A 22,981-nucleotide genomic window follows, 5' to 3' on the forward strand; every position below is an offset into this window, starting at 1 on the left:
GCCGAGCGCGAGCAAGCGACCAAGGAGCATCGTCAAGTGGTGGTATCGCCGTGAACAGTAATTTTCCAGAAGGCTTGAAACTTCCCAACGAACTCGAACGTCGGCAGATGTTCTACCAGCTGAAGAAGGAATCCTCGTTCACCGCGTGGAACCGGATGTTTGAGCTGTATCAAGCGTGGGCGAATGTGACAAAAGAAAGTGTGCGGCAAGCCGATGCGAAGGGGTGGCTGGATGAAAGCGGGATCAGCGAATCTGACTATGTTGGAATTTTGAAAGGTCTGGCTCACCATGAAGAGGGTGTCCGTAGACTAAGGAAAGGCGACAAGCGCGTCTTCAAGTTCGATGCCAATGGCGAGTTCGTCATGGGGCATCGAATTGTCAGTCATTGGCTTGAGATGGTATGGCGAATCGAGATTGGCGAGAACGGGATAAATGAAACGCTGACTCCGTTGTGGGACGAATTCCGTGCGCGCCTGGATGATGTAGCCACTTTAAGGTCGGAAATATGGGGCGATATCATCGAAGGTCGTTACTTCGAAGATCCCGCACCCAATATCTATGGGAAGTGGTTCCAGGAAAATGTAGCAAAAATGCATTTTCCTCCAGTCATTCCCGAGGTGCCCAACCCTGTTGAGAACACGTTGATTGCCACCGGTAGTCGTATACCCTGCTCGGGCATCTGGGAGCCGGTGGATGCGCCGAAGCCAAAGAAATTCAGTCTGTTTTCCAAGCCGGATGTGCCAAGCGGTTTCCTGCCGTACATCGCGGCAATGAACTACCTGCATGATCAATCTCCCGCACCAAAAGCACGGCAGGAAACTCAGACCGGCAGCGTATACCCCGATGTCGTCTGGCGCCTGCTCTGGCGCGACGACCGCTACGAGGACGGCACCATTCCGGAGGAGGAGGCGGACTATGTCTTCATGGAGTCCGAGCCACCGCCTGTTCAGCAGGAGGCAGCAACGGACGCAGCGCGTCGGCAGGTCAGTGCCATGAGCGGCCAACGCGCACCCCAGGCCGGTCGCTGGCTGGTGATGGACGATCTCACCGCGGCCGCGCAGTTCAACGCAGGCGACGAGCTTCCGTTGCACGAGGGCCGCAAGGTGCAATGGGTACTCGCCGACCATTGAAGTGTTGATGTGGATTCGACCTCGACGGGTGGCTTTTGGTGGGGCATCGGCGAAGCGCCCAAAAGCGCACAGGAATGGCGCCCGCCAACGGCCGGCTACGCGACGAATGCCTCAACGAACACTGGTTCCCAACCCTGCTGCCACCGAGATCGAACGCTGGCGCCGCAAATACAACGAACACCGCCCCAAGCAAACAATCGGCGGAATGACGCCGGCAGCTTATGCCCAGCAGTTGGCCAATAGCGATATCATCAATCCCGGACTCTAAACCCGACTGGTACTCAGGATGGGGAGACGTCGCACCCAGTGAAGCCGGCAACCGAAGGCCCACATCCCAGAACGACAACTTTCTGGCGCTCTCAACCATCTGGCTCTATCAAGTCCGCCCCGCCTGGGCCGATACCGCATGCATGGACAGACTGAGCATTATCGGACTGGTGCTGGCGATCGTGGCGATCGTGGGCGGCAGCGTGTTGAAAGGCGCCGGCATTTCGTCGCTGTGGTCGCCGGCTGCCTTCCTGATCGTCATCGTCGGTACCGTGGCGGCGATCCTGCTGCACACCTCGCCGGCGGTTTTCCGGCGCGCGTTCAAGATCCTGCGCTGGGTGATCCAGCCGCCGGCCAGCGATCGCCCGCAGCTGCTGGCGCGCATCGTCGAGTGGAGCAACATCGCCCGCCGCCAGGGCCTGCTGGGCCTGGAAGACCAATTGCCGCGCCAGAACGATGCCTTCCTGCGCAAAGGCCTGCAGATGCTGATCGATGGCGTGGAGCCGGAAGCCATGCGCAACATGCTCGAGATCGAAGTGGACAACCAGGAGCGTCAGGATCTTGCCGCGGCCAAGGTGTTCGAGGGGATGGGCATCTATGCGCCCACGCTGGGCATCATCGGTGCAGTGCTGGGCCTGATGGCGGTGATGAAGAATCTGGCCGACCCGGCCATGCTCGGCCACGGCATCGCAGCGGCCTTCACCGCCACCATTTACGGCATCGCCTCGGCCAATCTGCTGTTCCTGCCGGTCGCGGCCAAGCTCAAGAGCGTGATCCATTGCAGCACCAACGAGCGCGAAATGGCGATCGAAGGGCTGATCGCCATCGCCCAAGGCGAGAACCCGCGCAACATCGAATCGAAATTGGCAGGCTACTTGCATTAACCCGCCATGGCCCGTCGTCGCAAACACCACGAAGAACATGGCAACCACGAAGCGTGGGCGATTCCGTATGCCGATCTGATGACGCTGCTGCTGGCGTTCTTCGTGGTGATGTACGCCATCTCCTCGCTCAACGAGGGCAAATACAAGGTGATGGCGCAGGCGCTGACCAGTGCGTTCGGCGGCTCGTCCACCAACGCCAGCCCGGTGCAGCTGGGCAAGACCCAGAGCCTGGGCGCCGATTACGACCGCACGTCGGTGATCAAGGCCGGCGCGCCGATGGCTGCCTCCCGCGGCCCCACCGACCCCACACTGCTGCCGTCCATGGCCGCGCAGATGCGCATGCCGGTGTCGCTTCGTAACCAGGCGCAACTGGCGCGCGCGCAGCGGCAGATGGATGCGGTGGAGCAACAGCTGAGCAAGACGCTGGCGCCCCTGATCGACAAGAAACTCATCACCATCCGCCGCAACGATCTGTGGATCGAGGTGGAGATCAACAGCGACATCCTGTTCGGCACCGGCTCGGCCGCGGTGGCCGGCAATGCCCGCACGACCTTGTCCACGCTCGCCTCGGTGCTGCGCGAAGCGCCCAACGGCGTGCGCGTGGAGGGCTATACCGACAACCAGCCCATCGCCACCGCGCAATTTCCTTCCAATTGGGAACTGTCGGCCGCGCGCGCCGCCAGCGTCGTGCACCTGTTCGCCGACGACGGCATCGCCCCGCAACGATTGGCGATGGTGGGCTATGGAGAATTCCGCGCACGTGCCGATAACAGCACTGAGGCGGGACGGAATGCGAACCGGCGTGTGGTGTTGATCATCCTCGCTGACTCGGCTGGCTCACTCGCACCCGATCCGCCATCGCAGTTGCATGCGACCGCCGCCGGGGCGCCCAAGCTTCCCAAGTCTGACGGCGGCCAAACGGCCGTCACCACCGAAAGCGGCACAAGTTCCGTCCCCGCCGTAATTCAAGGAGTGCAGTGACATGCGTATCTGGGCAATCGCCAACCAAAAGGGCGGCGTCGGCAAGACCACCACGACGCTGGCACTGGGTCGCGGCCTGGCCGCGCTCGGCCACCGCGTCTTGTTGATCGACCTCGATCCGCACTCCTCGCTCACCCGCGCGTTCGGCGTGGCGGTCGACCCGCCGCCGCGCGGGGTACTGGACCTGTTCGGCACCCCGCCGAGCGATCTGGCCAGCCTGGCGCACGAAAGCGCCATCCCCGGCCTGTCGTATGTGTGCGCGCAAGCCGCCCTGGCCACGCTGGAACGCCGCAGCGCCAATCAGCCCGGCCTGGGGCTGGCACTGCAAAACGCCATGACCCGCCATGCCGGCCAGCACGATTACATCCTGCTCGACTGCCCGCCCACGCTCGGCCTGCTGATGATCAATGCGCTGGCCGCCTGCGACCGCGTGGTGGTGCCGACCCAGGCCGAACCGCTCGCCCTGCATGGCCTGGCCAGCATGGTGCGCACTGCCGACATGGTGCAGCGTTCGCGCCGCCGCGCGCTGCCGGTGTCGATCCTGCCGACCCTGTTCGACCGCCGCACCCGCGCCGGCAACGAAACGCTCAAGGAAATGCAGACCACCTACGGCCCGGTGGTGTGGGAAGACGCCGTTCCGATGGACACCCGTATTTGCAATGCCGCCGCACTCACCGTCCCCGCCACCGGCGGCGACTATCAGGGCCGCGGCCTGTCCGCGTATCGCCGCGCGCTGGAATGGGTGCTGGCCGATGACGCGATGCGTATGGAGCAAGCCGCATGACTAACACCACCGCCAACGGCGAACTGGACGATTATCTGGAAGGCCTGCTGCACGATGCAGGCGTGGAGATCGTCGCCCCGCCTACTGCGGCGACCGAAGCGACGGTCGAAACGCCAGCGCTCGCGCACGCAGACATCGCGCTGGCCGAGCCGTCGGTGCAGGCTGCCGCGCTTCCCGAAGCTGCCGCTGTCTCAGAAGCCGCCACCTCCAACGCGATTGCCTCGGTGCTGAGCGCCGAGGCAATCGCTGCCGATTTCCTGGCGGAAATGGACGCCGATCCGGCGTTCGGCCCGCCCGTGATCGCCGCGCCCAGCGCGGCCGACATCGCTGCCGATTTCCTCGCTGAAATGGACGCCGATCCCGCGTTCGGTCCGCCCGTGGTCGCTGCGCCCAGCGCTGCCGACATCGCCGCTGATTTCCTCGCCGAAATGGATGCCGATCCGGCGTTCGGTCCGCCCGTGGTCGCTGCCGACATCGCTGCCGATTTCCTCGCCGAAATGGATGACGACCCGGCATTCGGCACCGCGCCTACTGCGGTAGACCTGCTCACCGCCGATCTGCTGGCCGAAATGGATGCCGACCCGGCCTTCGGCTTGGAAGCAGCACCGGTCGCGGCACCTGCCCCGGTACCAAAGCCGGCACCCCGTGCAGCCCCTGCACCGGCACGCGCTGCACCGGCGCCGACCGGGCTACAGGCATTGCTGGCGCCCGGCCAGGCCGACAAGATTCACGCCGAACGCCGCGCCGCCGAACGCAGCACGCGTTGGTTACGTCTGCGCTGCGGCGAACAGACCTATGCACTGGAATTGCTCAAGGTGCAGGAAGTGGTCTTGCCAGTCCCGCTACTGCCGTTGCGTGGCACCGCCAGCGCGATGCTGGGCATCATGAACCTGCGTGGCCAGGTGGTGCCGGTGATCGATCTGGGCATCCACCTGGGCTCTTCCCCGGTAGACATGGATCTGCACACACGCGTGGTGGTGCTGGAAGAAAACGGCGAAACCATGGGCCTGCGCGTGTCGGCCGTGGAAGACGTCACCAGCCTGACCGATCAGCAGATCGAGCCACCGGACAACGCACGCCTGTGCCGCATTTACAACAACCTGTTCCGCGGTGTCGCACGTCTGGGCCATCATCCGATGATCCTGCTCGATGCCACCCATCTGCTGCATTGATGCGCATAGCTTGCTCGTACCTGCACGCACAACGATTCAGCGTTAAAGCTTTTCCGCACCCCGCCGTTAGTACGCATAGAACCAGCCGTTCGGAGCAACAATGAGCACAGTGACATTGGGCGAGGATCTCGGTATCGAGACCAGCGCCGACCTCAAGCAGAAGCTTGCCGGATTCCTCACCCAGGACGGCGACCTGGTGCTTGATGCCGGTGAAGTCCGGCGCATCCACACCGCCAGCGTGCAGTTGCTCTGCGCCTTTGTGCAGAGCCGCCGCCAGGCCGGCCTGCACACCGAATTCGATGGCTGCAACGACACTTTTAGGGATGCGGCCCGTCTGCTCGGCGTCACCGACGCGCTCGGACTGCCCGCATCCAATGACAACCTGAAATCTGTGGAGAACGCCGCATGAGCGCACGTATCTTGGTGGTGGACGATTCGGCGTCGATGCGCCAGATGGTCTCTTTCGCCCTCACCTCTGCCGGCTTTGCCGTCGAAGAAGCCGAAGACGGCGCCGTTGCGCTGGGCCGCGCAAAGGGCCAGCGCTTCAATGCGGTAGTCACCGACGTGAACATGCCCAACATGGACGGCATCTCGCTCATCCGCGAGCTGCGCCAGCTGCCGGACTACAAGTTCACTCCCATGCTCATGCTCACCACCGAGTCTGCAGCCGACAAGAAGTCCGAAGGCAAGGCGGCAGGTGCGACGGGTTGGCTGGTCAAGCCGTTCAATCCCGAACAGCTGATCGCCACCGTCCAGAAAGTTCTCGGTTAAACCCTTCTCGCTTCAGCTTCGGATTTCACGCCCATGAGCATGGACCTGCAACGTTTCCACGCCACCTTTTTCGAGGAAAGCCGTGAAGGGCTCGACGCGATGGAGGCCGGGCTGTTGTCTCTTGAAGAGGGCAACCGCGACCCGGAAATCATCAACTCGGTGTTCCGCGCCGCGCACTCGATCAAGGGCGGCGCCGCCACCTTCGGTTTCGATGCCGTCGCCGGGCTGACCCACGTGCTGGAGACGCTGCTGGACGAATTGCGCTCCAACAAGCGCCAGCTCGAACCCAATGCGGTCGATGCCATGCTGGGCTCGGTCGACGTGCTGCGCGCGCTGTTGCGTGAAGCCGAACACGGCACCCCGGCCGACCCGGCCGCGGTCAAGGCCGTGCATACCCGTTTGAACGCCGTGCTCGCCGGCGAAGCGCCGGTCGCTGCAGTGGTCGCCAAGCCGAAGGAAGAAGAACCCGAAGCCTGGCACATCGGCTTCACTCCGGCGCCGTCGCTGTTCATGAGCGGCAACGACCCGCTGCGCATCATCCGCGAGCTCGAGCATCTGGGCCCGCTGCAGATCGCCGCGCGTCTGGAGCGCATGCCGGGCTTTGAAAACATCGATCCGCTGGAAGCGTATCTGGCGTGGGATCTGGGCCTGATCGGCAAGATTCCGCGCAGCAAGATCGAAGACACCTTCGCCTGGGTGGTGGACGATTGCGAGCTGGATATCCGCCCGATGGCGGTGCCCGGCCCGCCGCCGAGCCTGGCGGTGGACGCTGTGGCAGCCGCACCGGCTGCAGCCGTCGCCGCGGCACCGAGCGCCGCTGCCGAACCTGCCGCTGCTGCAGCAACGCCGGCAAAGGCCGCCGCTGCCGAAGCCGAAAGCTCGATCCGCGTCAGCGTCGACAAGGTCGATGCATTGATCAACCTGGTCGGCGAGCTGGTGATCACGCAGGCCATGCTCAAGCAGGTCTCCACCGGCCTGGATCCGGCGCATGCCGAGCAGCTGTTCGCCGGCCTGGATCTGCTCGAGCGCAATACCCGCGATCTGCAGGAAGCGGTCATCGGCGTGCGCATGCTGCCCGTCGATGCGGTCTTCCGCCGCTTCCCGCGCCTGGTGCGCGACCTCTCCAGCCGCCTCGGCAAGCACGTGCGTCTGCGCACGATTGGCGAAAGCACGGAGCTGGACAAGGGGCTGATCGAAAAGATCGCCGATCCGTTGGTGCACCTGGTGCGCAACTCGATCGACCATGGCCTGGAAATGCCCGATGCGCGCCGCGCCTCCGGCAAGGACGAAACCGGCACCATCACCTTGGCTGCATCGCATCAGGGCGGCCACATCGTGATCGAAGTCAGCGACGACGGTCGTGGCCTCAATCGCGCCAAGATCCTGGAAAAAGCAGCCGAACGCGGCATCGCCGTACCGGACAACCCGACCGACTCGCAGGTATGGGACCTGATCTTCGCACCGGGCTTTTCCACCGCCGATGCCGTCACCGACCTGTCCGGTCGTGGCGTGGGCATGGACGTGGTCCGCCGCAACATCCAGGGCCTGGGTGGCGAAGTGCAGCTGGAAAGCAACGCCGGCAGCGGGACCCGCGTGTTGATCCGTCTGCCGCTGACCCTGGCGATTCTCGACGGCATGACCGTGTCGGTCGCCGGCGAAACGCTGATTCTGCCGCTGTCCTACGTGCTCGAAGCCCTGCAGCCGGCGCCGGAAGATGTCCGCTCGATGGCGGGAGATGGCCGGGTGCTGCGGGTGCGTGGCGAATATCTGCCGATCCTGTCGCTCACCAATTACTACGGCTTCGGCGGGCAGCAGTCCTCCAAGGAATCGCTGGTGGTGGTGGTCGAAGGCGACGGTCAGAAGATCGCCCTGGAAGTGGACGAATTGCTCGGCCAGCAGCAGGTGGTGGTCAAGAACATCGAGAACAACTACCGGCGGATTCCGGGCGTTTCCGGCGCCACCATCCTCGGCGATGGGCGGGTCTCGCTGATCGTGGACATCGGTGGTCTGGTGCGCTCGCTGAAGGTGCCGCAAGCCGCGTAACGCAGCACCCAAGACGATTCGAGCTGGCACGCGTTCTATCGTCATCCACCTGATCGGCTGCGGTTGCGCAGCCTCCACACCCAGGCCCCGGCAGCGATTGTCGGGGCCTGGGTGTTTGTGCGTCTGCGTTTTATCAAGCGCTCACACGCAGGAAGCGTGGCCTCCACACGCACGTGTCACTCGCCGCAGCCCGCCTGCGGCGTGTGCCATTTGGCGCGCCGCTGCGCCTGGCCATCGCCAGCACGATGAACGTAGCCATGCTGCATTGCAACATGCGACTTCAGAATTCCGGCTTGCGAGCGCTACCGGTGTATCTCTTTTCACCCTCCCCTTAGAGAAACACCATGAAATTTCTGCATTCCATGACCGTCGGGCGACGCCTGGCGTTGGCATTCGCGTTGCTGATCGTTTTACTTGCCGGCTCCACCACCTTGGCGCTGTACGAGTTCAAGACCGTCAAACACCAGGTCGCGATCATCATCGAGGTCAATAACCGCAAGGCGGCGCTGCTCAATCGGATGCGCGAGAGCAACATGCTCGGCGAACGCTACATCCGCGACTTCATGCTGGCGACTCCGCAGCAGTTGCCAGACGTCGATGCGCAGCTCAAGACCAATCGCGAACATTACGCGCAGCTGTGGGCAGCGTTGAAACAACTGCCGACCAACAGCGACGGCTTGCGTGCACGGCAGGCCATCGAAGACAGCCTCAATGCTGCCCGCGCCACCAACAACCGCCTGCTCGGCTTGGTACGTGAAGGCGATCTGGAGGGCGCAAAGCAGCTGCTCAGTGGGCAGGCGCAGCCGTTGCTGGAGCGCCGCTCCAAGGCGATTGCCGCCGCGGTGGAATTGCAGAATCGGCAGAATGCCGCCGGTGCCGACGCCATCCTCAGCAGCGTTTCGCTGGCAAACCGCGCATTGATCGCCTTCGGCCTGCTTGCCGCCGGCCTGGCGGCCGCGTTGGCGTGGCTGATTTCGCGCAGCCTGGTGCGTCCGCTGAAGCAGGCCACCCAGGTGGCCGACGCGATCGCCCACGGCGATCTGGATAACCCGATCGGCCCGCAGCCCGGCGATGAGCCCGGCCAGCTGTTGAACAGCATGCGTGGCATGCAACAACAGCTCAAGGCCGTGGCCGCCGCGCAGCAGGAGATGGCGCGCCAGCACGACAGCGGCAAGATCAGCTTCCGCATGGACCAGGATGCATTTCCCGGCGAATACGGCAGCATGGTGCGCGATACCAATGCGTTGGTGGACGCGCATATCGCGGTAAAACTCAAACTCGCGCAGATCATGTCGCGCTACGCCGTCGGCGATCTGAGCCAGGACATGGATCGCCTGCCGGGCGAAGAAGCCGTGCTGAGCGACACCATGGACACCGTCAAGTCCAACCTGACGGCAATGAACAGCGAGATCAAGCTGCTGGCCCAGGCTGCCGCCGATGGCGACTTCAGCGTGCGCGGCGACACCGCGCGTTTCCAGCACGATTTCCTGGCAATGGTGGAAAGCCTCAACCGGCTGATGGCCACCGCCGACGGTAATCTGAGCGCCCTGTCCAAGGTGTTGCAAGCGATTGCTGCAGGCGATCTCACCGAGCGCATGCACGGTCAGTTCAATGGCGTATTCGCACAGATGCGCGACGACGCCAATGCCACCACCGAACAGCTGTCCGGCATTGTCGGGCGCATCCAGCACGCCACCTTGTCCATCAATACCGCGGCCAGCGAGATCGCCGCCGGCAACAACGATCTGTCGCAGCGTACCGAACAGCAGGCGGCCAATCTGGAAGAGACCGCCGCCTCGATGGAGGAACTCACCTCGACCGTCAGGCAGAACGCCGAAGGCGCGCGCCAGGCCAACCAACTGGCGATCGGCGCGGCCGCTGTGGCGTCGCAGGGCGGCGACGTGGTCGGCAAGGTGGTGGCGACCATGGCCGACATCGAGGTCTCTTCAAAGAAGATCGCCGACATCATCTCCGTCATCGACGGGATCGCCTTCCAGACCAACATCCTGGCCTTGAATGCAGCAGTGGAAGCGGCGCGTGCCGGCGACCAGGGCCGCGGATTTGCGGTGGTGGCCAGCGAAGTGCGCACGCTTGCGCAACGCTCGGCTGGCGCGGCCAAGGAGATCAAGCAGCTGATCGACGACTCGGTGGACAAGGTCGCCCAAGGGTCGGCACTGGTGGATCAGGCCGGCAAGACCATGGCCGACGTCGTCGCCAGCGTGCAGCGCGTCACCGACATCATGGGCGAGATTTCCGCCGCCTCGCAGGAGCAGTCGGCCGGCATCGAGCAGGTCAACCTCACCGTCACGCAGATGGACGAAGCCACCCAGCAGAACGCTGCGCTGGTGGAAGAAGCCACCGCCGCCGCGCGCGCCATGGAAGAACAGGCCGGCCAGCTGTCCGATGCGGTGTCGATCTTCAAGGTGCAGCAGATCGCCGCCCTGTCGCCTGCGGTCACCCGCCCTGCTCCGCGACGCCTGGCTACCGCCCAGCCGATCACCGCTGCGAAACGCGTGGCCGTGCCGGCTGTAGCGAAACCCAACGCCAACCTCACCACAGCGCCACGCCCGGCGGTTGCCGCGGCCGGCAACGGCGATTCGAACTGGCAGGAGTTCTAGGTCCACCGCAGATGCACGGCCGCCGGATCAGGCGGCCAGTGCGTCCCCAGCCCCGGCAGCGATGTCGGGGTTTTTTGTTTGTGCAGATGCAGCGCCGCGGCGGCGTTGTCGTTCGGCAATTGCCGATCGCCTGCGGTGGGTGCACTCGGCAGCGCACGTTCGCTCACCCGGTGCTGCGCGCTTGCTTGTCTCGCAGGGAGAAGCAAGTGCGGCCCTGCCAATTCGGTGCAGCCGGTGCCGCCGCTGGTCGAAAGGTGATCAAGTGTCGGCTTTTGCGGCCGATACCGGAAGCACTGAGGGCTGCATTGCCCGCGCCAGATCGAAGGAAGTCCGCATGCACACCGCCAAGTCCAACCGCTCTGCCCGCATTGTGCTGGGCGCTGTGTTCGCCGTCGCGTTGCTGGCTGCGGGCGTGTCGTTGCCGCCCTCCTTCGCCGCCCCGGCGGCGCCGGTGTCGGTGCTGCTGGACAGCATGCCGGTGAGCGCGTTGCAGTCGCTGGCCATCGACCTGGTGCAATTGCACGACGACCAGCGGGCACAGCTGGCCGCAGCGCACGATGCGGCCAGCGTGCAGGCCTATGACGAGCGCATGGGCAACCTGCGTCAACGCATTGCCCGGCATGCCGGGTATTTCCAGGCCACCGCCCCGCAGGGTGAGCAGGCGCGCCAGTTTGCACTCGTGCAGCAGCAGCTGGGCCAGTATCTGGAGCAACAGCGTCTGGCCAATCGCGCCCTGCATGCCGGCGACCTGCACCAGGCGCAAGCCTTGTCGATTGGCCAGCCCGGCGATACCCACCAGGCGCTCTGGACCGAACTGCAGAACCTGCAGGCATCGGTGGCCAGCACTGGCAAGCCGCCACGTCACTAAGCGTCTTCCGGCCTGCGACCGACCCGGCCGCGCGACCCACACCGCAATCGTCGCCAGCCCCGGGCCGGCCCTCCCACGCATCGCCGCGCTGCAGCCAGTCGTGCGTGTGGCGCCGTGCGCGCTGGCCCCGTGTCATGCGAGCCGGGCGTAGTCGCTGCAAGGGACCCTGCGCCTTTTTCCGCAACCCGTGCGCGGCGTTAGCACCTTGCGTCCTCGAATGCTCAACCTTTCTCTCTTCAGGTCGCTATACGAGTTCTCCCGGCCACAATCCTCTTGCTGGATACCTGTCATGACGTTCAAGAGCTCGCTCGCTGAGACGTTGGCCGATGTACCGCTCAAGCGCAAATTCCTCGCCCAGACAGCGCTCGTTGCGTTGGGCATCATCATCCTGGCCATCGTCACGGCACGCATGCAGTACGTCGATCTCACCGATACGCGTCGCGATGGGCTAAAGAGCCAGATCGAAATGGCGATCGCGGTGGTCAACGGCTATGCCGAGCGCGCCGAGAAGGGCCAGATGGACGTGGACAGCGCCAAGAAAGCCGCGCTGCATACCTTGTCCACCATGCGCGCACGCGGTGGTGTGGACTACATCTACGTCACCGACCAGGCGCCGGTGATGCTGATGCACCTTACCCGCCCGGATCTCAACGGCAAGCCGTTGACCGACGTGCTCAGTCCAGACGGCAAGCGGATCTTCCCGGCGTTCGTGACCGCCGCGCAGGCCGGCGGCGGCTATGTCGATTGGTGCCTGCGGCCGGTGCTCGGTGCGGCATGTACCACGCGTACATGCCGTTTCCTCAGCGCCGTCCACAGCCACCTGACGACTGCTACGGCTTGATTAGCCTCTCCAACAGTGGCGGGCAAGACGCCATCAGCGGTCGCCAGGCCACTACGGCGCTCGAAGATGCCGTGTTCGGGCGGGATATGCCGCACCGAACATCGCCCGCGCCGACCCGACCGCCACTCAGTAAGTGTGTTGGTCGTTCTACCTGCTCCAGCCCGCCCACGCGGATTCTTCCCTTTCTTCTTTTGCAGCCACGCCCATGACCTCGCTCTCCTCGCACTCACGTTTCGGCGGCCGCCTTGCGTACCGCATGATGCTCGGCACCGCGGTCATCGCCTCGCTGTGCTTCGGCCTGACCGCGGCCATCAGCTACTGGCAGAGCAGCCAGGCACTGAGCGCATCGGCCCAGGCGACGATGCAGAACGCGGCGCGCTATCAGGCCGAGCAGGTCAGCAACGAATTGGGCCAGGCGTTCACCACCGGCCAGGCGGTGGCCAACGCCTTGCTGACGCAGCGCGCTAACGCGGGCATCAGCCGCGATGCCGCATCGGCGATCGTGCACGATCAATTGCAGGACCATCCCGAATGGGTGGGCATCGGCACGCTGTGGGAGCCGCAGGCCTTCGATGGCAAGGACAGCGACTACGTCAATGCGAAGGGCCACGATGGTACCGGCCGGTTCATGACCTACTGGGCCCACAGCGGACAGTCGCTGATCCGCGAGCCGCTCGTCGGTTACGAAAAACCCGGCGACGGCGACTGGAACCTCATGCCGCGCAAACTGGGCCGCCAGATCGTCGCCGGCCCGTACGACTACGTGATCGGCGGCAAGCCGGTGCTGATGACCACCTTGTCCACGCCGATCATGGACAACGGCAACTACGTCGGGGTGGTCTCGGTCGACTTTGCACTGGCCGCCTTGCAGAAGCGCCTGAGCGCGTTGCGGCCGATGCAGGACGGCTATGTGGAATTGATCTCGCCCGCCGGCGTCATCCTGGCGTCGCGCGATCCGGCCCGCATCGGCAAACCCGCCGACGCCGCCAACTACCGCGCCTTGCTGGACGCCACCAAGGCCGGCAAGGACTACATCGATTTCACCCCCGATACCAACGGCGTAGTGAGCGCCTATGTGCCGCTGCAGATCGGCAAAGCGCAGGAACGTTTTGCGCTGGGCGTGGTGGTGCCGTATGCCACCATCATGCAGCAGGCGCATCGTTTGCTGTGGACCATTCTTGCCGTCGGCCTGGGCTCGGCGCTGGTCCTTAGCGCCGCGTTGTTCGCGCTGCTGCGTCGCCAGGTGGTGCAGCCGCTGGAGGCCGCCGCGAAAGTGGCCGACGCGATCGCCTCGGGCAAGCTCGACAGCCTGATCACGGTGCAGCGCCAGGACGAAGTGGGCCGCCTGATGGGGGCCATGCAACGCATGCAGAACGACCTGCGCGAGCGCATCGAGCGCGATGCGCAGGTGGCCAACGAAAACCTGCGTATCCGCACCGCGCTGGAACACTCGGAAATGGAATTGCTGCTGGCCGACGAACAACACAACGCCGTGTTCATCACCGAAGCGCTGCACACCTCGTTCAAGCACGGCGAGCCCGCCTTCCACGCCAAGGGCCAGACCGGCTTCAGTGCCGATGCGGTGGTCGGCAAGCCGATGGAATACGTGTTCGGCAACGACAGTGAAGGCACGGCGCGTACGCAACGTCTGCGTCAGCTGCAGTCCACCATCACCGAGCGCTACCGCTTCGGGCCGGTGACGCTGGATCTGACCATGACCCCGCTGTATGCCCCCGATGGCCGTCGTAGTGGCAGCATGCTGCTGTGGCGCAATATCAGCGCAGAAGTCCGCACGCAGCAGGAAGTGGCCGAACTGGTGCAGTCCGCCTTGATGGGCGACTTCGGCCAGCGCCTGGCGTTGGAAGACAAGCAGGGGTTCTATCTGGAATTCGGCCGTCAGCTCAACGGTTTGCTGGAAACCACATCGCAAGGCCTGGAGCGTATTTCCAGCATGCTCAGTGCACTGGCCGAAGGCGACCTCACCGTGCGCATGGACGGCAGCTTCCAGGGCGTGTTCGCCCGCATGCGCGACGATGCCAACGCCACCGTGGCGCAGCTCACCGGCATTGTGTCCGGCATCCAGACCTCGGCCACCCAGATCAGCGCAGCCGCCAGCGAGATCGCTGCGGGCAATCACGATCTATCCCGGCGCACCGAACAACAAGCAGCCAATCTGGAAGAAACCGCGGCCTCGATGGAGGAACTCACCTCCACCGTCAAACAGAATGCCGAGCATGCGCGCCAGGCCAACCAGCTGGCCATCGGCGCGGCCGACGTGGCATCGCACGGCGGTTCGGTGGTCGCGCAGGTGGTCGACACCATGTCCGGCATCGAGACCTCGTCCAGGAAGATCGCCGAGATCATTTCCGTCATCGACGGCATCGCGTTCCAGACCAACATCCTGGCCTTGAATGCCGCGGTGGAAGCGGCGCGCGCGGGCGAACAGGGCCGCGGCTTTGCCGTGGTCGCCTCGGAAGTGCGCAGCTTGGCGCAGCGTTCGGCAGGTGCCGCAAAAGAGATCAAACACCTGATCGACGATTCGGTGAGCAAGGTGGCGCAAGGCTCGTCGCTGGTGCATCAGGCCGGCAGCACCATGAGCGAGATCGTGAGCAGCGTGCAGCGCGTCACCGACATCATGGGCGAGATCGCTTCCGCCTCGCAGGAACAATCCAGCGGCATCGAGCAGGTCAACCTCACCGTGACGCAAATGGATGAAGCCACCCAACAAAATGCTGCGCTGGTGGAAGAAGCCACGGCTGCCGCGCGTGCGATGGAAGAACAGGCCGGCCAGCTGACCGAGGCGGTTGCGGTCTTCAAGCTCAGCCATGCAGTCAAACCCGTGTTGACTGCATCGGCTGCGAACCCAGCGCTGTGTGCAGTGGCGACCGCTAGGCCCGCACCTGCCAGCGGCACGCGCGTGGCGACACCGCCGCGCCGACATGCAGGCACATCGCAGGGCAGTGCCGCTATCGACAGCCAGCGGCAGGATTTCTAATCGCCATATGCCAAGTGGCGCGCAAGCGGACGCAAGCGTCGTTGCCCCATCCACAGCATTCTCCGCATCCCATAGTCACGTCCCGCGCGGCGCCTGATTCGCATGCTCCGCGCTGCCCTGCCCCGTCCGCCCGTCCGACGCGCATCAAGATTCATGCAGCGTTGCCGTTAGTGTGGATGACCTCGACTGCCCGCACCCATCGCAACAGCCGGTCCAGCCATGCATGCGTGCCGTTGCAGCGAATGCAACCAGACCATGCATCCGGGTACTGATTTCCGCAGATTGCCACGCAAGGGATGCCATGAAGTCATCTGTTATCGCCAGCTGTTTCGTGCTGTTGGGTGTGATGGGTCATGCCCGCGCCGACGATCCGATCGCGACCGATCGCCCCGATTTCGTCGAATCCAGCCTCACGGTGGGCGAGCGCCGCGTGCAGGTGGAAACCAGTGTTGCGTGGGAACGCGATGATGCGGTGGACGCCTATTCCACACCGACGCTGCTGCGCTATGGACTGGGACAGACCTGGGAATTGCGGCTGGAAACCGATGGCTGGCAGCGCATCGGCCTGCCAGGCGATGCGCAGGTGAGCGGCATGTCCGATGTCTCGCTCGGCATCAAACATCACCTGGCCGGTTCCGACGACGGCAAGACCTCGCTGGCCTGGTTGCTGCATGTGGATCTGCCGAGCGGCGCGCAGGCGTTGCGCGGCCATGGTGCACGCCCCTCGTTCCGCCTGGTGGCCGAATGGGAGCTCAGCGACAGCGTCTCTGCTGGCATGATGCCCGGCGTGATCTGGGACGACGACGGCGAAGGCAACCGTCATACCGCAGGCATTTTCGGCGCGGTCCTCGGCAAGGCCTGGAACGAGCGCGTGCGTTCGTTCGTGGAAGTGGCGTTGCCGCAGATCGCCAAACGCGACGAAGGTGGCACCGTGGCACTGCTCGATGTCGGCTCGGCCTGATTGCTGAGCAACGACGTACAACTGGACGCGGTCTAGAGCTGCGGGCTCAACGACCGCTCACCGGATCACGCGATCGGCGTGGGTTTGTCTTTCCGCTTCTGACACGGGTTGCACCATGAAAATCATGCATATGCTGGGCGTCCTGGTGCTGGTAGCCGCATTGGCGCTGCTCGCATTGGGCGGGGTCGGCTATAACGGTCAACGCGGTCTGCTCGACGCGATCACCGCACAGTTCATCTCCTCGGACGCGCTGCGCAACCACATGCAGGCGGACATGATGCACGACGCGCTACGCGGCGATGTCACCGCCGCGTTGCTTGCTGCCTCCACGCACGACGATAACGCCATTGCGGCCGCGCGCACCGCGCTGGGCGAACATGCCGGCGATTTCCGCGCGTCGCTGGCGGCCAACCGCAAACTGCCGCTGGACCCTGCACTGCGCAAGGATCTGGATGCGGTGACGCCGGCACTGCAGGCCTATCTCGCATCCGCCGATCACGTGGTGAAGATGGCCGAAACGCATACCGACAACCCGGCGGCCTAGGCCGATTTCAACGACAAGTTCGGCCAGCTTCAGACCCGCATGGGCGCCATCAGCGAACGCATCCTGGCCTTGAACGAAGCCAGCCACCGCCAGGCCGAGCAACACAGCCAACGCGTGATGTGGCAGCAAGGCAGCGCCGTGGTGCTGGCATTCGTGTGCCTGGCGCTGGCCGCCGGCTGGATTCTGCGCTCGGTATTCGGCCTGCTTGGCGGCGAGCCGAAGCTGGCCGTGGCCGCAGCGCAGCACATCGCCGAAGGCCGCCTGGACCAACCGATTCCGGTCGCCGCAACACACAGCCGCAGCCTGATGGCCGCATTGGCGCGCATGCAGCGCGACCTACGCGAGCGCCTGGAGCGCGAACGCAGCATCGCCGCCGAAAACCTGCGCATCCGCACCGCACTGGATAACGCGTCCACCGGCATGTACATCGCCGATCCGGACCTGCCATCATCTACACCAACGCCGCGTTGCAGAACTTGCTGCAGACCTATGCAGACGATGTCCATGCCTGCGCGCCCGCGTTCAATGGCACGGACAATCTGGTTGGCCAACCGGTCTCGCTGCTGGAAGTGGGCAATGCACAGGACGCGGAGATCTATCAGCGCCTGGATCGCCAGGGCGCCGCCCAACGCGACGTGCACTACCGCACGACCTGCATCACGCAGAACGTCTCTGCAATTCGCGACGAACGCGGCGCGCATCTGGGTTTTGTCTGCAAATGGCGCGACCGCACCGCCGAGGCGCGCGTCGAAATCGACGTTGCCGATGTGGTGCGCAGCGCGGCCGTCGGTGATCTCTCCAAGCGCATCGATAGCGCTGGAAAACAAGGCTTTTTCCTGCAACTGACGCAACAACTCAACGCCTTGCTCGATGCCAACGCGTTGAGCATCGCCGAAGTGTCGCGCCTGCTCAGCGCACTGGCCGACGGCGACCTGAGTGTACGTATGCAGGGCGATTTCCATGGCGTCTTCGCCACGATGCGCGACGACGCCAACAGCACCGCCGAGCAACTGGCGCTGGTGATCGGGCACATCCAGCAGGCCGCCGGCAGCATCCCACACTGCCTCCAGCGAAATTGCCGCCGGTAACAACGACCTGTCGCAACGCACCGAGCAACAGGCCGCCAACCTGGAAGAAACCGCGGCCTCGATGGAAGAACTCACCTCCACCGTCAAACAGAATGCCGAAAGCGCCCGCCAGGCCAATCAGCTGGCAATCGGTGCCGCCGGTGTGGCTTCGCAGGGCGGCTCGGTCGTGGCGCAAGTGGTCACCACCATGTCCGGCATCGAAGTCTCATCGAAGAAGATCGCCGAGATCATTTCCGTCATCGACGGCATCGCCTTCCAGACCAATATTCTGGCCTTGAATGCAGCCGTCGAAGCGGCGCGTGCCGGCGAACAAGGCCGTGGTTTTGCGGTTGTCGCTTCTGAGGTACGCACGCTGGCGCAGCGTTCGGCCGGTGCCGCAAAAGAGATCAAGCATTTGATCGACGATTCGGTGAGCAAGGTCACCGAGGGCTCGCAACTGGTGCATCAGGCCGGCGCCACCATGGCCGAGATCGTGGCCAGCGTGCAGCGCGTCACCGACATCATGGGCGAGATCGCTACCGCCTCGCAGGAACAGTCGTCGGGGATCGAGCAGGTCAACCTCACCATCACCCAGATGGATGAAGCCACCCAGCAGAACGCCGCCTTGGTGGAAGAAGCCACTGCCGCCGCGCGCACGATGGAAGACCAGGCCAGCCAACTGGCGCGGGCAGTGTCGCGTTTTACGCTGGCCGATGCGCCGGGTGCAAGGCCTGCCCTCGCAAAACCACCATCGCGGCAGTTGGCCGGACCAGCAAGACCAGCACACCAGCGCCGGCCGCACGCCCGCCAGCTGTGAGCATGCCAACCGCCACCGCCGGCAACGACAGCCAGTGGCAGGATGTTTGAACACGGTCTATGCGCAACTGCAGCGTGCATCTAGCGCAGGCACATAAGCATGGCCGCTATCACCGTTGGAACAGCGATTCGGCGGGCACCGGCCAGACCGTTTCTCATGACACCAATTCTTCAAAACTAAAGAATTAAGCGTCTCCGCCGTTAACGTGCTGGACAGCTTCTCTACACATGCTTCGGGGTAAGTGATGAACACGTTCAACGACTGGCCAATCCGCCGCAAACTGATGTTTGCCTTCTGTCTGAGTGCTGTGCTCACCGCATTATTGGGTGGTTTGGGTTTTTCGCGCATGAAGCAGATGCAAAGCGGAACCACGCTGATCAACCAGGACGTGGTACCGGTGTTGAGCCGCCTGTCCGAGCTACGCGGTTTCGCTGGCGAATTCCGTGTGTACGAAGTGGGCCAGTTCGTCAATCTCGACGACCCGGAACGCTATGCGTACTTCTTCAAGCGCATGGACGAAATCCAGGCCAAGTACGCCGAAACTCAGAAGCAGCTGGATGCCAAGATCGGCGCGGCCTCGCCGCTGAAGGCCGAATACGCCAAGCTGACCGATGCCAGCGCCCGCTATTTCGCAGCCAACCAGCAGCTACGCAAACTCTATGCAAACCCCGACCGCGCCGCCGCGATGGAGTTCTCGCGCAAGCAGTCGGGCGAAATCCGCAAGGAACTGTTCGCCTCGGTGGACAAACTGTATGCGCAGCAGTCCAAGGCGCTGGGCGACATGGTCGCGGCAAGCGCCGCCTCGTTCAAGCTGACCGGCGCGGTGCTGCTGATCGGCACCTTGCTGATGGCTGCCCTGTCGGTCACGTTTGGTTGGTTGATCGCGCGCAGCATCACCGCCCCGCTCTCCAAGGCGCTGGGCGCCATCCAGGCGGTGTCGCGCGGCGATCTGAGCGTGCAGATCGGCAAGACCAGCAAGGATGAGATCGGCCAGATGCTGGAGGCCACCGGTGGCATGACCCAGATGCTGCGTCGCTTCACCGACGAAACCGCGCGCATGTCGCACCTGCACGCGGCCGAAGACATCACCCACCGCATGCCGGAAGATTTCCCCGGTGTGTACGGCACGCTGGCCGGCGGCATCAACACGATGATCTTCGAGCATCTGGATGCCATCACCGATTCGGTGCGTATTCTCAATCAGTACGCGCAAGGCGACCTGACCCAGGACGCCCGCCGTCTGCCGGCCAGCCGCGCGATCCTGCACGAGGCGATGGACGCGGCCAAGGCCAGCCTGTTGTCGATCAACACCGAGATCAAGCAGCTGGCGCAGGCTGCCGCCGCTGGCGATTTCAGTGCTCGCGGCGACGCGGCGCGCTTCAAATACGATTTTGCAGTGATGGTGTCGGATCTGAATTCGATGATGGAAGTCAGCGACCGCAACCTGGGCAAGCTGTCGCAGCTGCTCGGCGCCGTGGCCGATGGCGACCTCACCGCACGCATGGATGGGGAATTCCACGGCGTGTTTGCACGTCTGCGCGACGACGCCAATGCCACCACCCAGCGCCTGACCGACATCGTGGGCCGCATCAAGCACTCCACCCTGGCGATCAACACGGCTGCTGGCGAGATTGCGGCCGGCAACAACGACCTGTCGCAGCGCACCGAACAGCAGGCCGCCAATCTGGAAGAAACCGCCGCTTCGATGGAGGAGCTCACCTCCACCGTCAAGCAGAACGCCGAGCACGCCCGCCAGGCGAACCAGCTCGCCATCGGCGCAGCCGGTGTGGCCTCGCACGGCGGCAGTGTCGTCGGCCAGGTGGTCACCACCATGTCCGGCATCGAAACCTCGTCCAAGAAGATCGCCGAAATCATTTCCGTCATCGATGGCATTGCGTTCCAGACCAACATCCTGGCGTTGAACGCCGCGGTGGAAGCGGCGCGTGCCGGCGAACAAGGTCGTGGTTTTGCCGTGGTGGCCTCGGAAGTACGCACGCTGGCCCAGCGTTCGGCCGGCGCCGCCAAGGAAATCAAGAGCCTGATCGACGACTCGGTGAGCAAGGTGGCCGAAGGCTCGGCGCTGGTCAATCAGGCCGGTAGCACCATGGCCGAGATCGTCTCCTCGGTGCAGCGCGTCACCGACATCATGAGCGAAATTTCTGCGGCATCGCAGGAACAGTCGGCCGGCATCGAGCAGGTCAATCAGACCGTCACCCACATGGACGAAGCCACCCAGCAGAACGCCGCGTTGGTGGAAGAAGCCACCGCCGCTGCACGCTCGATGGAAGAGCAGGCCCAGCAACTTACCGAAGCGGTGGCGCTGTTCCGCCTGTCGGCCGAACTGGAAGCGGTCACACGCGCCACGCCGGTGGTACGCCAGATCGCCGCCAAGCGCCCGGTTGCAGCCAGCACGCCTGCCGCAAAGCCGCAGGTCGCGCGACCGGCCAGCCGTGCCGCAGTGGCGTTGGCACCGTCCAATGCGTCCGATTGGGCCGAGTTCTAAGCGTCACGACGCAACCTACTGCGCTGTGGTCGGGCGGGCACGGCCGGTTCATCCGCGCGGTCCGCCTCTCCGACGACTGTTTGCCGCGTACCGGTCGTCAATTCGAACACGCTGGGTCTGCCTGAAAATAGCCGCTGTCCTGCAAGCCGCGCTCTTTGAAGCGCGGCTTTTTATTGCGTCGCCGGATCAGAATCCATCAAACGCCGAAAGACTGGATTACCTGGATACAGTTTATAAATAAAAAAAACATCAGTAATGGTAGAGCCCGCATTACCCATAGATACATCAAATCGTTTCGATCAATTGAAACACCACTTTTTTCACAAGCCTAACTCGATTTATATTTTTTTTAATGTCGAGGTATTCAGTAAATATATGTCATCGCCGTTATAGCGCATAGCGACATGTCAGGTTTGCAATCGACTGGCATTACCACATCGCTTCCCCTCTATTGCGCAATCCCTCAAAGGAACCGGCCATGACTGCACTTCTCCAACGTTACAACGTGGGCCCACGACTGGCGGCCGCTTTCGCTGTTCTGATCGTGCTGTCGGGTCTGATTGCATTGATCGGCTATCGCGGCTTGACATCGTCCCGCACGCTGCTGGAAGACATCGTCCATCAGAAGATGGTCAAGATTCGCCTCTGTAACGACATGATGAACGCCAACTACGTGATCGCCATGCAGGTGCGCAATGTCGTGCTGCCGACCAGCGACGCGGAAAACCGCAAGTTCATCCAGAACATCCAGGCGGCGCGCGAGGACTACAACAAAGCGCGCGATGCGCTCTATGCCATGCCTGCAACGCCGGCCGGTAAAGTACTTCGCGACGAGATCGACGTTCGTCGCGCGACGGTCAAGCCGCTCAACGACAAGGTCATCGGCTTGGTGACGTCCGGCCACGGCGACCAGGCCCAGGCCTTCTTGCTGGAGAAGGCCGCACCGGCAATGCAGTTGTGGCAGGACAAAATCGCAGAAAATATCACACGCCAGGATCGGCTCGCGGCCGACGCCTCGACCGCCGCGCTGAAGTCGACCGACGACGCGCGCAAGCTGCTGATCGGTGGCTCGCTGCTGGTGCTGGTGCTGAGCGGCACGCTTGGCTTGCTGATCACCCGCAGCCTCACCCAGCCGCTGAGCCGCGCAACCCGCGCTGCCGAATCCATCGCCGGCGGCAAGCTGGATAACGACGTCGACACCCAATTCAACGACGAAAGCGGGCGCCTGCTCAAGGCGATGAGCAAGATGCAGCTGCAGTTGCAGAACTTGATTTCCGCGCAGACCGACATGGCCAAGCGCCATGAAGAAGGTCAGATCAGCTTCCGCATGGATGCCGGCGCATTCCCGGGCGATTTCGGCCGCATGGCCAATGACACCAACGAGCTGGTGGCATCGCACATCCAGGTCAAGATGCAGACCATTCACCTGATCGAGCGTTATGCCATCGGCGACCTGTCCGAAGACATGCCGCAACTTCCCGGCGAGAAAGCCGCCATCACCGCGGCGATGAACCAGGTCAAGCGCAACCTGGGGACGATGAACACCGAGATCAAGCAGCTGGCGCAGGCCGCAGCCAACGGCGATTTTACTGCGCGCGGCGATGCCGAGCAGTTCCAGTTCGATTTCCGCGTGATGGTGGAAAGCCTCAACACCTTGATGGCCACCGCCGATGGCAACCTGCAGTCGCTTTCGGGCTTGTTGCAGTCGATCGCTGCCGGCGACCTGACCGCACGG

General features: G+C 63.8%; 13 protein-coding genes, 1 other RNA gene and 4 pseudogenes. All 18 read left to right on the forward strand.

Features of this window, described 5'->3' with window-relative positions:
• The first annotated feature begins 50 nt into the window (after positions 1-50).
• Positions 51-1,130: an Imm71 family immunity protein gene (locus XBLMG947_RS19620; RefSeq protein WP_065470239.1), complete on the forward strand. Its 1,080-nt coding sequence runs from the start codon at positions 51-53 to the stop codon at positions 1,128-1,130.
• 86 nt (positions 1,131-1,216) lie between these two features.
• Positions 1,217-1,398, forward strand: a pseudogene (locus XBLMG947_RS19625) (integrase core domain-containing protein); the annotation flags it as partial.
• A 142-nt stretch (positions 1,399-1,540) separates the two neighbouring features.
• Positions 1,541-2,281 carry a flagellar motor protein gene (locus XBLMG947_RS19630; protein WP_065470241.1) on the forward strand — a complete coding sequence of 247 codons (741 nt, stop codon included), beginning with the start codon at positions 1,541-1,543 and terminating at the stop codon, positions 2,279-2,281.
• A gap of 6 nt (positions 2,282-2,287) precedes the next feature.
• Complete coding sequence (gene motD / locus XBLMG947_RS19635; protein ID WP_065470242.1) at positions 2,288-3,262, forward strand: flagellar motor protein MotD; 975 nt, start codon at positions 2,288-2,290, stop codon at positions 3,260-3,262.
• 1 nt (position 3,263) lies between these two features.
• The gene (locus XBLMG947_RS19640) at positions 3,264-4,046 is read left to right on the forward strand and encodes a ParA family protein (RefSeq protein ID WP_065470243.1); all 783 of its coding nucleotides are present in this window, start codon (positions 3,264-3,266) and stop codon (positions 4,044-4,046) included.
• The gene (locus tag XBLMG947_RS19645) at positions 4,043-5,218 is read left to right on the forward strand and encodes a chemotaxis protein CheW (protein ID WP_065470244.1); all 1,176 of its coding nucleotides are present in this window, start codon (positions 4,043-4,045) and stop codon (positions 5,216-5,218) included. Before XBLMG947_RS19640 ends, XBLMG947_RS19645 begins: the two co-directional genes overlap by 4 nt.
• A 100-nt stretch (positions 5,219-5,318) precedes the next feature.
• Positions 5,319-5,627, forward strand: a complete 309-nt coding sequence (locus XBLMG947_RS19650) for an STAS domain-containing protein (RefSeq protein WP_003489692.1) — start codon at positions 5,319-5,321, stop codon at positions 5,625-5,627.
• Complete coding sequence (locus tag XBLMG947_RS19655) at positions 5,624-5,989, forward strand: response regulator (protein ID WP_002806565.1); 366 nt, start codon at positions 5,624-5,626, stop codon at positions 5,987-5,989. Before XBLMG947_RS19650 ends, XBLMG947_RS19655 begins: the two co-directional genes overlap by 4 nt.
• A gap of 33 nt (positions 5,990-6,022) precedes the next feature.
• Complete coding sequence (locus XBLMG947_RS19660; protein WP_065470245.1) at positions 6,023-8,032, forward strand: chemotaxis protein CheA; 2,010 nt, start codon at positions 6,023-6,025, stop codon at positions 8,030-8,032.
• A gap of 344 nt (positions 8,033-8,376) precedes the next feature.
• Complete coding sequence (locus tag XBLMG947_RS19665) at positions 8,377-10,650, forward strand: methyl-accepting chemotaxis protein (protein WP_065470246.1); 2,274 nt, start codon at positions 8,377-8,379, stop codon at positions 10,648-10,650.
• Between the two features lie 334 nt (positions 10,651-10,984).
• The gene (locus XBLMG947_RS19670) at positions 10,985-11,518 is read left to right on the forward strand and encodes a hypothetical protein (RefSeq protein WP_065470247.1); all 534 of its coding nucleotides are present in this window, start codon (positions 10,985-10,987) and stop codon (positions 11,516-11,518) included.
• A gap of 289 nt (positions 11,519-11,807) precedes the next feature.
• Positions 11,808-12,266: pseudogene (locus XBLMG947_RS22085) on the forward strand (cache domain-containing protein); the annotation flags it as partial.
• A gap of 26 nt (positions 12,267-12,292) precedes the next feature.
• A non-coding RNA gene (locus XBLMG947_RS19680) (sX9 sRNA) lies at positions 12,293-12,365 on the forward strand.
• A 199-nt stretch (positions 12,366-12,564) separates the two neighbouring features.
• The gene (locus XBLMG947_RS19685; protein ID WP_065470249.1) at positions 12,565-15,354 is read left to right on the forward strand and encodes a methyl-accepting chemotaxis protein; all 2,790 of its coding nucleotides are present in this window, start codon (positions 12,565-12,567) and stop codon (positions 15,352-15,354) included.
• A gap of 301 nt (positions 15,355-15,655) precedes the next feature.
• Positions 15,656-16,417: pseudogene (locus XBLMG947_RS19690) on the forward strand (transporter).
• A 13-nt stretch (positions 16,418-16,430) separates the two neighbouring features.
• Positions 16,431-18,793: pseudogene (locus XBLMG947_RS19695) on the forward strand (methyl-accepting chemotaxis protein).
• A 194-nt stretch (positions 18,794-18,987) separates the two neighbouring features.
• Positions 18,988-21,246 carry a methyl-accepting chemotaxis protein gene (locus XBLMG947_RS19700; RefSeq protein WP_065470250.1) on the forward strand — a complete coding sequence of 753 codons (2,259 nt, stop codon included), beginning with the start codon at positions 18,988-18,990 and terminating at the stop codon, positions 21,244-21,246.
• Positions 21,247-21,724: 478 nt separating this feature from the next.
• The coding region (locus XBLMG947_RS19705; protein WP_139074442.1) for an MCP four helix bundle domain-containing protein at positions 21,725-22,981 on the forward strand (1,257 nt) is incomplete at its 3' end.

The sequence above is a fragment of the Xanthomonas bromi genome (assembly GCF_900092025.1).
Classification (GTDB): Bacteria; Pseudomonadota; Gammaproteobacteria; order Xanthomonadales; family Xanthomonadaceae; genus Xanthomonas; species Xanthomonas bromi.